The 12,733-nt window shown below is 52.6% G+C and carries 11 protein-coding genes; 1 reads left to right on the plus strand and 10 read right to left on the minus strand.

What is annotated here, in order from left to right; all coding sequences use genetic code 11:
• The 10 genes from cimA to QF669_09205 all read right to left on the minus strand — a co-directional run.
• Nucleotides 1-1,556, minus strand: a 1,556-nt coding sequence (gene cimA / locus QF669_09160; GenBank protein ID MDP6457598.1) for a citramalate synthase, incomplete at its 3' end; no start/stop codon positions are given.
• Between the two features lies 1 nt (nucleotide 1,557).
• Complete coding sequence (gene leuD, locus QF669_09165; GenBank protein MDP6457599.1) at nucleotides 1,558-2,205, minus strand: 3-isopropylmalate dehydratase small subunit; 648 nt, start codon at nucleotides 2,203-2,205, stop codon at nucleotides 1,558-1,560.
• Between the two features lie 4 nt (nucleotides 2,206-2,209).
• Nucleotides 2,210-3,622, minus strand: a complete 1,413-nt coding sequence (leuC, locus tag QF669_09170) for a 3-isopropylmalate dehydratase large subunit (protein ID MDP6457600.1) — start codon at nucleotides 3,620-3,622, stop codon at nucleotides 2,210-2,212.
• A gap of 10 nt (nucleotides 3,623-3,632) precedes the next feature.
• Nucleotides 3,633-5,201, minus strand: a complete 1,569-nt coding sequence (locus QF669_09175) for a 2-isopropylmalate synthase (GenBank protein MDP6457601.1) — start codon at nucleotides 5,199-5,201, stop codon at nucleotides 3,633-3,635.
• Between the two features lie 12 nt (nucleotides 5,202-5,213).
• The gene (gene leuB / locus QF669_09180; GenBank protein ID MDP6457602.1) at nucleotides 5,214-6,317 is read right to left on the minus strand and encodes a 3-isopropylmalate dehydrogenase; all 1,104 of its coding nucleotides are present in this window, start codon (nucleotides 6,315-6,317) and stop codon (nucleotides 5,214-5,216) included.
• 21 nt (nucleotides 6,318-6,338) lie between these two features.
• Entirely contained in the window at nucleotides 6,339-7,391 is a 1,053-nt protein-coding gene (gene ilvC, locus QF669_09185) for a ketol-acid reductoisomerase (GenBank protein MDP6457603.1), read from the minus strand.
• Nucleotides 7,392-7,416: 25 nt separating this feature from the next.
• Complete coding sequence (ilvN, locus tag QF669_09190; protein ID MDP6457604.1) at nucleotides 7,417-7,977, minus strand: acetolactate synthase small subunit; 561 nt, start codon at nucleotides 7,975-7,977, stop codon at nucleotides 7,417-7,419.
• A complete protein-coding gene (ilvB, locus tag QF669_09195) occupies nucleotides 7,974-9,722 on the minus strand; it encodes a biosynthetic-type acetolactate synthase large subunit (GenBank protein MDP6457605.1) in 1,749 nt (582 codons plus the stop codon). Before ilvB ends, ilvN begins: the two co-directional genes overlap by 4 nt.
• A gap of 13 nt (nucleotides 9,723-9,735) precedes the next feature.
• Nucleotides 9,736-11,409 (minus strand): dihydroxy-acid dehydratase, encoded by a 1,674-nt coding sequence (ilvD, locus tag QF669_09200; protein ID MDP6457606.1) that lies wholly within the window; start codon nucleotides 11,407-11,409, stop codon nucleotides 9,736-9,738.
• 417 nt (nucleotides 11,410-11,826) lie between these two features.
• The gene (locus tag QF669_09205; GenBank protein ID MDP6457607.1) at nucleotides 11,827-12,471 is read right to left on the minus strand and encodes a GNAT family N-acetyltransferase; all 645 of its coding nucleotides are present in this window, start codon (nucleotides 12,469-12,471) and stop codon (nucleotides 11,827-11,829) included.
• Between the two features lie 152 nt (nucleotides 12,472-12,623).
• Here QF669_09205 and QF669_09210 point away from each other — a divergent pair.
• The coding region (locus QF669_09210; GenBank protein MDP6457608.1) for an aminotransferase class V-fold PLP-dependent enzyme at nucleotides 12,624-12,733 on the plus strand (110 nt) is incomplete at its 3' end.

The following is a 12,733-nucleotide window of genomic DNA, read 5'->3' on the forward strand; positions in this document are numbered from 1 at the left end:
CTGTCACTGAGTGCCTGCCAGCTCGCCTCAATGATATTGTCTGAAACGCCAACGGTAGACCACGATGAGTGTTCATCACTGGATTCAATCAACACGCGTACTTTCGATTGGGTTCCGTGCTTTTCATTCAGCACCCGTACCTTGTAATCGACAAGCTGCACTTCGCTGATTTCCGGATAGAAGCGGGTTAGTGCTTTTCTCAAGGCGTTGTCCAGAGCGTGGACCGGTCCCACGCCGTCAGCTGCCGTGTGTTCGATTTCACCGTCCACCGCCACTTTCAGTACAGCATCAGCCCCGGTGTGACCGTCCTCATTATATTTTACGTGTATCCTCGAATCGAGAACTTCAAAGAACGGTGTGAATTCCCCCGTCTCGCTCCTGAGCATCAACTCGAAGGATGCCTCCGCGCCGTCAAATTGAAAGCCTTCATATTCCAGCGATTTGACACGCCTTACGATTTGCTCCACTAACTCTTCGTCGCCATTGAGATTGACTCCCATCTCCTTCACTTTGTACCGGATGTTGCTCTTGCCTGAAAGATCAGAAACAAGAACACGCTGTTCAGAACCGACGGTTTCGGGGGCAATGTGTTCGTACATCCGCGAATTTTTCATCACTGCGTTCACATGAACTCCACCCTTATGGGCAAAAGCTGATTTTCCCACAAAAGGCGCACTGTGGTCCGGAGTAAGATTCATCACCTCCGAGACAAAATGGGTGAGGTGACTGAGCTGTCTCAAGTCAATTATTTGTCGTGTTTTCATTTCCATTTTGAGGAGTAGATTTGGGATTACGATGCACAGGTTTGCATTACCGCACCGCTCTCCGACCCCGTTGATGGTCCCTTGAACGTGAGTGGCACCGTGCTGCACCGCAGTCAGTGAATTTGCCACTGCCAGTCCGCTATCATCGTGAGCGTGAATTCCCAACGCTGTTCGAACGTTTCGCTTGACCTGTTTGAGGATAGCTGCAATTTCGCTGCTGAGACTTCCTCCGTTGGTATCACACAGAACGATTACGTCCGCCCCACCTTCTTCTGCCGCGCTGATCATTGTCATGGCAAACTCAGGGTCATCCTTGAATCCGTCAAAAAAGTGTTCCGCGTCGAAGATAACCTGCCGCCCGTTTTCCTTGAGGAAGCGGACGGAGTTGTGGATCAATTCTTCATTTTCTCCATCGTCCAACCCGAGCCCCTGTTTCGAATGGAATCTCCAGGTTTTACCAAAGATGGAGACGACAAATGTGTCAGTCTGCAATAGGGCATTCAGATTGGGGTCCGTTGCGACCGATTCGGGGCGGCGGGCGGTAGAACCAAAGGCGCAGAGCCGGGCTTGCTGTAAATTCACTGACTTCGCCCGTTTGAAGAATTCTTCATCACGGGGATTACTGCCGGGCCAACCTCCTTCGATGATGTCAATGCCGAAATCGCCCAGTAGTTGAGCAATCCTCAGCTTGTCCTCCACAGAGAGGTTGATCCCTTCTCCCTGAGTACCGTCACGGAGGGTAGTATCGAAAAGCTCGATCTTTGTGGACGCATCCATGATGTGTTCGTTCATTTCATAAAGTCTCCCTGAACAGCCACGGCGCTTCTCTGCGTTTCGCCTCTTCATAAACTCTTATATCGTTGCTGAGCCTGAGGGTCGTAGCGATATCATCCAGTCCTTCTAACAGAGATTGTTTGTGGGATGGAGCGACCTCAAAATCAATTGTTCTCTTATCTGGAGCTGTGATGGTCTGAGCTGTCAGATCAATCGTCAATACGTAACCCGGCACAGCTTCCACTTCGAAGAAGAGTTTGTTTACAACGGTTTCGTCCAGAACGATGGGGAGGATGCCACTTTTGAAGCAGTTGTTGTAGAAGATATCGGCGAAGCGGGGCGAAATGATGACTCTGAAACCGTAGTCCAGAAGTGCCCACGGGGCGTGCTCGCGACTTGAACCACATCCGAAATTAGCCCGGGTGAGTAGAACTCTCCCTTCGCTATACCTCGGCTGATTAAGGACGAAATCGGTATTCAACGGTCGATTGCTGCAGTCCATCTCCGGCTCACCGTGATCGAGATAGCGCCATTCATCAAACAGGTAGGGGCCGAAGCCGGTCCGTTTGATCGATTTCAGGAACTGCTTGGGAATTATGGCGTCGGTATCCACATTTGCCCGGTTAAGCGGCACCACAACTCCTGTAACTTGCTTAAACTTCTCCATCGGGCTAAGAATTGACAAATTCCCGTACGTCAACAAAATGACCTGCAACTGCCGCTGCCGCTGCCATAACTGGGCTGACCAGATGTGTTCTTCCGCCCTGGCCTTGGCGCCCTTCAAAATTTCGGTTGGAGGTGGAGGCGCACCGTTCTCCCGGTTCAAGACGGTCGGCGTTCATGGCGAGGCACATGGAGCATCCCGGCTCCCGCCATTCAAATCCTGCCTCCTTAAAGAGTTCGTCCAGTCCTCTTGATTCAGCCTCCTGTTTAACCAATCCCGATCCCGGCACAACCAAAGCTTGCTTTACAGGCGGCGCCACACGGTTACCTCGCACAACTTCCGCTGCAGCCGTCAGATCTTCCATGCGGGAATTGGTACACGATCCAATAAACACTCTATCGGGAACAATATCGGTCATGAGTGTGCCGGGCTCCAGATCCATGTATGCCAGCGCACGTTCCAAGTGATCTCTTTTCGATGCATCGGATTCTTCAGCAGGATCTGGGATGTGGCCGGTGACATTTGTGACCATCTCAGGCGAAGTCCCCCACGTCACCTGCGGCTCGATAGCAGAAGCGTCGAAGTCCAGCGTTTTGTCGAACTGTGCTCCCTCATCGCTGTATAGAGCGTTCCACGCCGAGACGGCTTCATCCCACAAGGTTCCGTTCGGCGCGTAGGGACGCCCCCGGATGTAATCAAGTGTCGTTGCATCGACCGCAATCAGTCCGGCACGGGCACCCGCCTCAATAGCCATATTGCAGATGGTCATGCGGCTCTCCATTGAGAGAGCTTCAATCGCTTCACCGGCAAATTCCACGGCGTAACCTGACCCGCCGGCAGTGCCGATTTGGCCTATGAGGTAGAGGATCATATCTTTGGCGCTGATCTCCGGGCCGAGCCGGCCGTTGAGCCTGATAAGCATCGTTTTCATTTTCTTCTGCAACAGACACTGCGTCGCCAGGACGTGTTCTACTTCGGAAGTTCCGATGCCGAAGGCGAGAGCGCCGAAAGCGCCGTGGGTTGACGTATGAGAGTCGCCGCAGACAATGGTCATTCCGGGTAAGGTTGCCCCCTGTTCTGGACTCACCACGTGAACGATGCCATGGCGGGGATCATCCATGGCGAATTCGATGATGCCGAACTCGCGGCAATTCTTTTCCAGCGTGTCCACCTGAAGTTTTGATATTGGATCAGTGATGCCGTTTTCACGGTCTGTTGTAGGGACATTGTGATCAGGGACCGCGATGTTCGTCTCTTTGCGCCACGGCCGGTGTCCAGACAGACGCAGCCCCTCAAAAGCCTGGGGTGACGTAACTTCGTGAAGTAAGTGCCTGTCGATGTAAATCAGAGACGTGCCGTCATCCATACAATGGACCAGATGGCTGTCCCACAATTTGTCGTACAGAGTTCGTCCCGGCATCGGTAAAGCCCTACGGTGTAGCTACCATCTCCAGAAATTCATCCTCTATCGAAAAGACTCGCTGCTCTCTTAGCGCTTCGAGGTACGCCTTTGTGCTCGCTTCGATGATATCAGTTGAAACACCCTTGCCTACAAAAGATCGATCCCCCTTTCTTACGCGTACCAGAACTTCGCCCTGAGCCTGGCGGCCGGAGGTAATGGACCTCACCTGATACGATTCGATGTGAGACTTTGTGCCGAGGGCGCGATCGATCGCGTTAAAACAAGCATCAACAGGCCCGTCACCGATAGCGGACTCTTCAACCACTTTTTCATCGACGTTCAACCTTATAGTCGCTGTTGGGATGGTGTCTGTTCCCAGCGTCACGTGCAGATAATCGAGATAGTAGTGTTCATCTTCCTTGCGAGCTTCATCACCCATGAGGACGCGTAAGTCGTTATCAAAGACCTCTTTCTTCTTGTCGGCGAGAACGAGGAACTGCTGATAGATACTGTCCATTTCCTCTTTGGATAGATGATAGCCCAGCTGTTTCAACCTTGAAGATAGGCCATGCCGGCCTGAGTGACGACCGAGGACGATCTTCGTGTCGGCTACGCCTACAGCTTCAGGCGTCATTATTTCATAGGTCTGCTTAAGCTTCAGGACACCATCCTGATGGATGCCCGATTCATGAGCGAAGGCGTTCTCGCCGACGATGGCTTTGTTAGGCTGCACTATTATGCCCGTGAACCCGGACACCATTTTACTGGCATTGTTTATCTCCTTGGTAACAATATTGGTGCCACAATCCCAGAGATCTTTCCGTACCTTGAGCGCCATAACGATTTCTTCCAGCGAAGCATTGCCGGCCCGCTCGCCGATGCCGTTAATGGTGCACTCCACTTGCCTCGCTCCGTTCTGGATAGCGCTGAGGGAGTTAGCCACCGCCAGTCCCAGATCATTGTGACAGTGAACGCTGATTACTGCCTGATTGATGTTACTGACCCGCCGCATCAGTTCGGCAATCTTGGCGCCGAATTCGTTCGGCATTGTGTAACCTGTCGTGTCCGGAATATTTACCGTTGTGGCGCCAGCATCGATGACAGCTTCTGTTATTTCAGAAAGATATCCGATATCTGTTCTGCCGGCATCCTCGGGAGAGAATTCCACATCGTCAGTGAATGTTTTCGCATAGGCCACAGCGTCGCACGCCATCTTTAGGATCGTCTCGCGCTTTTCTTCCAGTGTTGTGCCGTACCGGTCGTCTCCGAATTTTCCCGCCAGATGAATATCGGACGTGCCGAGAAAAGTGTGGATTCTGAACTTGTCTGTTCCCTTCAGTGCGTCGTAGGCGGCCTTGATGTCCGCCTCCACTGTTCTCGCCAGTCCCGCCGTGACGACATCTACTTCCCCAGCGATCCTCTGAACTGCATCGAATTGTACTGATGACGAAACCGGAAAACCTGTCTCGATTACGTCTACTTTCAGCTTCGCGAGTTGCCGGGCGATCTCTACCTTTTCATATACGTTTAGCGACGCTCCCGGCGACTGCTCGCCGTCCCTGAGTGTCGTGTCAAAAATGATAATTCTATCCTGCATTATTCATCTCCCTCATTGTTCCATTGATGTTTTTGTTTTACTTGTTTCGTCTGACCGCCTCAAAGATTTGACGATTAGCTCCCCCATTTCACTGGTTGATACAAGGTTGGAATTCGAAGACGCGATATCTGCAGTGGCGTAACCTGCCGCCAAAGTTTCTTCAATCGCTGTTTCGAGTTCCTCCGCCGCCTCTTTCATATGGAAAGAGTAAGCAAACATCATGGCTACCGAGTTCACCATCCCGATTGGATTTGCACTGTTCTGTCCGGCGATGTCCGGTGCACTGCCGTGGACCGGTTCATAAAGCGCATGTCTATCCCCCACGCTGGCTGACGGCAACATTCCCAGACTTCCGGAGATGGTCGCTGTTATGTCGCTGAGGATATCGCCGAACATGTTTTGCGTGAGGATAACATCAAACTGCCCTGGATCGCTCACAAGCTGCATGGCGGCATTATCAACATACATATCGTTCAGACTGACTTTTGGGTAGTCTCTATGAACCTCATGGACAACGTCCTTCCAGAACTGAGAACTTTCCAGAACATTTGCCTTATGAACCGACGTGACGCTGTTTCGCCTTTTGTGTGCCAGTTCGAAGGCGATCCGGGCAATCCGTTCTACCTCTGGCCGCGAATAGGCCAATGTGTTCCAGCCGCGCTCTTCATCCATGCCCCTCGGCGAGCCGAAGTAAATGCCTCCCGTAAGTTCACGCACAACCATAACGTCGGTACCTGCGACAACTTCCCTCTTTAGAGGTGATGCCTCTACAAGTGCACCATACACTTTGGCAGGCCTCAAGTTAGAATAGAGTCCCAGGGAATCGCGAAGTTTCAGCAGGGCCGCTTCCGGCTTCTTTTCATGGGGCAGATTCTCCCACTGCGGACCGCCGATGGCGCCCAGAAGAACGGCGTCAGATTCCTTGCAGACCTGCAGTGTGTCATGGGTTACGGGCACACCGTGTTCTTCGTACGAACTTCCCCCGATCAGTTCGGTATTGAGTTCGCATTCTACGTCATAGCGGTTGCCCAGTTCGCTCATGACGGGAAGTGCCGCATCCATCACTTTTGGGCCGATGCCGTCTCCAGGGAGGAGAGTTAGTCTGAATGTCTTCATCGCTTCAATGCCACATAATCTTTAATTGGATGGAAGATTTTCCGGCCGCAGCGGACGCAACTGCTGCCCCGCTTGCCACATCTCCTGACTGTTGACCTCCTCCAATTCTTTCTCAAGCCGGTCGCGATAGTCGGGCCGGGAATTAGATTCGATGGTTATCTTAGCCTCTTCTCCGCTGGTGACGTTCCGATAACACTCCTCAATGACCGGCTTCAGCGTATCCTTAAATCTCGGTGCCCAATCGAGAGCTCCTCGCTGGGCGGTAGTGGAGCAGTTGGCGTACATCCAGTCCATCCCTTTTTCCGACACTAGGGGATAAAGACTCTGCAATGCTTCTTCGATGGTTTCATTATAAGCTTCCGATGGCGAGTGACCGTGTTCGCGCAACACTTCATACTGAGCCAGGAAGGCGCCCTGAAGCAGACCCATAAGGACGCACCGCTCTCCTGTAAGGTCGCTGTAGACCTCTTTCTCAAATGTTGTCTCGAACAGGTGCCCCGATCCGATGGCGAAGGCAGTGGCAAGACAGCGTTCACGGGCGCGTCCGGTTTTGTCCTGATGGATTGCATAAGAGGCGTTAATGCCCCGTCCATTCAGGAAGTAGTTGCGCACCGTCAGGCCGCTTCCCTTAGGTGCAACCAGGAACACATCCACATCTTCTGGTGGTACGATCCCGGTGTTTGTGTGGAAGACGACACCAAAACCGTGAGAAAAGAAGAGGGCGTCACCTTTCTGGAGATTTGCCTGGACGGTGGGCCACGCCTGAATCTGCCCTGCGTCAGAGAGGAGAAAATGCAGGACAGTCCCCCGGTGGGCGGCCTCATCAAGCTCAAAGAGGTTTTCCCCTTCCACCCAGCCGTCATCCAAGGCCCTGTTCCAACTTTGCCCTTTGCGAAGTCCGACAATGACATTAAATCCCTGATCGCGCATATTCAATCCCTGACCGCGCCCCTGAGGACCGTAACCAAGAATAGCTGATACTTCATCCTTTAGAATTTCCCTGCATCGATCAGCAGGGTAATCCGACCGCTCGATAATAGTTTCCTTATAACCGTTAATGTTGATCTCTTTCATGAATGTCTGTCTCCGTTAGGTTTGACTAATGGTATGTGCTTACATGTTCCGGCGCCCACATAATATCATCCGGCTGGGCGTTAATCCTTTTACCGTGCACATTGTGGGTCTTACCGCAGCGCATGACGATCTTTCCGGTCCGGGTGATTTCGGTTATGTTGAAAGGTTGAAGCGCTTCAACAAATTTGTTGATTGTTTCTTCCTCGTCCATCACCTCCACGATAGCGGCCTCTGCCCCCATATCAACGATCCTGGCTCCGAACTGCTTGGTTATCTTGTTGAGGCTATTCAGTTCGTCGGGCTCCATAGTGACTTTCACAAGAATACACTCTCTTGTGACGCACGGCAGTGAGGAGACGTCTTTAACGGCAATCACGTTCACCAACTTCAGCAGGCTGAAGTAGATGTTTCCTCTCTTATGCGAGTCCTTTTCATCCGCTACGATGGTCATCCTGCTGATGCCGGGTGTTTCACTGTGTCCCACAACAAGACTTTCGATATTGAAGTTGCGGCGCCGGAAAAGGCTTGCTATGCGGTTCAGGACGCCCGGTTTGTCTTCCACAAGGGTGATCAGGGTCTGTTTCATGTTATCCTCTCCTTCTCTCTTTTCTCTCCATTGCCGGTGAAGAGGGGGTGGGGGCGGGTGATCATGTCGTGCAGGTCGGCTCCGGCGGGGACCATGGGGTAGACCATATCGTGCTGTTCAACCACGAATTCGATCAAAGTTGGACCCTCCTGGTGTTGAGCTTTTTCCATGGTTGGAATAACATCGTCCAGTTTATCCACACGGTAGCCGCTCAATCCATACGCCTCTGCCAGCTTCATATAATCGGGGCTGGTGATGGGCGTTTCGGCATACCGGGCCTCATAGAACATCTGCTGCCACTGGCGTACCATTCCAAGATATCCGTTATTGATAATGGCGATATTGATATTGACGTTCTCCTGAACGGCTGTTGCCAACTCCATGATAGTCATCTGAATACTACCATCACCAACCACCACCCAGATTTCGCGCTCTCTCTCGTGAAAACTGGCTCCAATGGCAGCTGGGAGGCTGAATCCCATGGTGCCGAGACCGCCGGAAGTGATGAGAGTTCTCGGATCATTGTGTTCGTAGTACTGTGCCTCCAGCATCTGGTGTTGACCTACATCAGACACTATGAGCGCCTCTCCGTTGGTCCCTTCCCAAATGTGACGGATAGCCTGGGCTCCCAGGAGGGAATCTGATTTAATGCTCTGAACGTCCCTCAGCTGAGATTCCTGATGCCATTGAGAAATAGTCTTTAGCCACTCCGTTCGTTCTCGCTTTACGATGCCTGGAGTGACCTGCCGCAAAACTGTAGCCAGATCTGCGTTAACCGCTAGGTCTACCTGGATATTCTTATTGATTTCTGATGCGTCAATTTCGATGTGGATCTTCTTGGAGTTAGGCGAATAGGTTCTCAGGTTTCCGGTCACCCTGTCGTCAAAACGCATGCCGCAGGCGATGAGCAGGTCAGCATCCTGAACTGCTTTATTTACCCAGGCTTCACCGTGCATCCCCATCATTCCGAGCACAAGGGGGTGGCTGTCCGGAACGCCGCCAATGCCTAGAAGGGTTGTGGCGATAGGAATAGAGGCCCTTTGCGCCAGATTCATCACCTCCTTGCAAGCGTTAGAAAGCAGCACGCCGTGACCAGCAAAGATGAGCGGCTTTTCCGCGCCGTCCACCATCTGGATGAATTGCTCGACGTATTCGTGGGAGGTCTCTTTCGGCGGATGATAACCGGGAAGGTCGATGGGATCGTCTGGATAGACGAACTGCGCGACGGCGTTTTGTACATCCTTGGGAATGTCGATGAGTACCGGACCGGGTCTGCCGCTCCGGGCAACAAAGAAAGCTTCGCGGATTGTGGCTGCCAGCTCTTCTACGTCCATGACGAGGTAGCTGTGTTTGGTGACGGGGATGGCGGCGCCGGTGATATCGGTCTCCTGAAAGGCGTCAGATCCGATGACGCCAGTTGTCACCTGGCCGGTGATGCAGACAATCGGGGAGGAATCGAGCATTGCCGTTGCCATGCCGGTAATCATATTGGTGGCGCCGGGTCCCGACGTCGCCATGGCGACGCCGACCTTTCCGCTGGCGCGGGCGTAGCCATCGGCCATATGGGTGGCGCCCTGTTCATGACGAACCAGCACGTGATGGACTTGGTCCCTGTATTTGTTCAAGGCGTCGTAGGTGGGGAGGATGGCACCGCCGGGATAGCCGAAGACTACGTTTACATCTTCGCAAATGAGGCATTCCCAGATGATTTCAGCGCCGGTGAGTCGTTGTGATTTTTCATTCATGATGTATTCCTCTCTATTTCAGAATCGCTCCCGTATTCGCGGAGGTGACCATACGGGCGTACCGTCCCAGGTATCCACGTCTGATTTTGGGGGTAAAGGGAGGTAGTTGCGCCAGCCGTTCAGCGATCACTTTGTCATCCAGATCGGTGGATATAGTTTTTTCTTCAATATTTATCGCAATAGTGTCGCCGTTTTTCAGTGCAGCGATGGGTCCACTTTCGGCCGCTTCCGGTGAGATATGACCGATGCATGCCCCTCTCGTGCCGCCGGAAAAGCGCCCATCCGTGATAAGCGCCACCGAGTCTCCCAGTCCCATTCCCATGATGGCACTGGTGGGGGCAAGCATCTCCGGCATGCCGGGTCCCCCTTTGGGACCTTCGTAGCGGATAACTACTACATCGCCCGATTGAACCTCTCCGGCGAGGATTCCGCTGAGTGCTTCCTCTTGAGATTCATAGATCCGCGCAGGACCGGTGTAGACTTTCATCTCTTCCTCGACCGCCGCCGTCTTTACGATCGCTCCGTCCGGCGCTAAATTACCGAATAGCACCGCCAAGCCGCCTTCCTTCGAAAAAGGGTCTTCCACAGGCCGGATGACGCTACTGTCTGACACCGCTGCATTCTCGATATTCTCTCCCAGCGATTTTCCGGTAACAGTGGGGCGGGAGAGGTAAAGTGCGCCGTCAACTTTGGTGAGTTCTTTCAGGATAGCGGAGACGCCGCCGGCCGCATCCACATCCTCTAGATGAATTTCCCTTGAAGCGGGGCTTACTTTGCACAGATAGGGAACCTTCTGCGCCAGACTGTTCAGTTCGCCAAGAGAGAAGTCCACCTCCGCTTCGGACGCAATAGCCAGCCCATGGAGGACCGTATTGGTGCTGCCACCCATGGCCATGTCTAGACTGAAGGCGTTCAGAAGAGACTCCCGGCTGACGATATCTCTCGGCTTCAAATCTTCGCGAATCAAGCTGAGAATCCGGCGACCGGCCTTCCTGACGAGATCGCGCCGCCTTTCATCCACAGCGAGGATTGTCCCATTGCCCGGTAGGGCTAAGCCCAGGGCTTCCGCAAGGCAGTTCATAGAATTAGCGGTAAACATGCCGGAACAGGAGCCGCAGGTAGGGCAACTGGCATCCTCCAACTCTTTCAGCTCCCGCTCAGTGATGCTGCCACTCTTGAACTGACCGACGCCCTCGAATACGGAGATGAGATCAACCTTTTTTCCCGATGATGTCCAGCCCGCGCGCATGGGACCGCCGGAAACGAAGATGGTTGGTATGTTGAGGCGCACTGCGGCCATGAGCATGCCGGGTACGATCTTGTCGCAGTTGGCAATACAGAGCAGACCGTCGAGGCAGTGTGCCTCGGCTACGGTCTCTAGACTGTCTGCGATCAGTTCCCTGCTCGGGAGGGAGAAGCGCATTCCCAGATGACCCATGGCGATACCATCGTCCACACCAATAGTGTTGAACTCGAAGGGGACGCCGCCGGCTTCCCGCACCGCCTCCTTGGCGATACCGCCCAGTTCGTTCAAGTGCACGTGGCCGGGAATCAGATCGATGTAAGAGTTGGCAACGCCGATAAACGGCCTACTGAAGTCGCCGTCATCGCGGATAGCACCTGTCGCCTTTAGAAGGCTGCGGTGGGGTGCCCGCTCAAATCCTTTCTTTATGGTGTCCGATCTCATAACTTTTTTCTAATTACTCCTTGCTCACGGGGCAGAACCGCCGAATCCGACGTGACCGAAACGATTGCCTCTTTGGTCAGGTTATGAGGATGTTTTGAGGAGGGTTGGATACTCCGTCCCATAACCTGCCTTTGAGTTAGTGTCGGTCAGGCTGCTAGGACGGAAGCCCAATAAGCAGAATAATTACAAGAAGCAACTGGTTAATAATGGAGATGTAGTTCGACAAACCAGTCTTTAGACCGGTTATGAGTCCACTTTTTCGTGGTGTTAATTGTCTCTCTGTTTCCATTATCAGCTCTGAGCTTCTCTAAATCTGGCGCCCAATGTAAACTAACTTACCGAGAGGGTGCAAGTGTTTTCTCAGTACAAGAATTCCACCTTTCATTATGGTGGTATCACTGACTTCGAAAGGTGTTGTCAGACTTTCGCTACAAGCGGCGGATTGCCGCTCCACGGACGTTTCTGGTTATCGCGCGCCAGAGTGCGGCGGTAGTATTCGAAGGTTTTAGACGTGCCGTGCCAATTCTGGAAGCGCTGAAGTATTTGAACTTCTCCTGAGAATTTCTGTGAAATACCGTCCCGGACATGGCCGGTTACATACTTGAAGCCCTTTTTTCTAGCCCAGCTGAGGTAAACTCTTTTGAGGGTTTTTGCATAACCGTTCCCTTTGTACTTCTTCATGACAACGAAGGCGTACGTGTATAGTGTGTCTTTTTTCCCCATGTTTTCGTCGCACTGAAACGACGGGTCGTTAGAGAAATACTCCAGCGGGACGCCGATCATATAACCGATAATCTCACCGCGATGACGGGCAGCGAAGGGTAGTGTGTGCGGATAGTTAAAATACTTCCGAATGCTGGTCTTTGTGAGCCGGGCATTTTCGTTGAATTCTTCCACAAGATGTTCCGAAATGGCTATCAGCTGAGGTATATCTTCTTCGCCAACTCGCTCAATCAGTTCGATCTGAAAGTTAATTGAGGACGAGGCGATGACCCTTGAGCGCGTGGTAACAGCAATATCCAGGGTGAGTTGCTCAGCTGCTTTCTTTGGAGAAGATATCATTCTTTGACTCAAATTACTCCATCTAGAATAAGATACATATGTGGAATAAGGCAATCAATTTGTGAACTGTTAACCGCGAATGAACGCCCTCCCGGCTTGTTTGGAATGTTACCCGTCTGCACCTTATATTAAGCCATCCTGAATACAATTCTATGACCGCCCGTATCTATCTTGACAACAACGCCACCACGCCAGTGGACCCTGCCGTCCTGGAGGCGATGCTGCCGTACTTCAGCAAAAAGTTCGGCAACGCCGCCAGCCG

The organism is Candidatus Neomarinimicrobiota bacterium (assembly GCA_030743815.1).
Classification (GTDB): domain Bacteria; phylum Fidelibacterota; class Marinisomatia; order Marinisomatales; family S15-B10; genus UBA2146.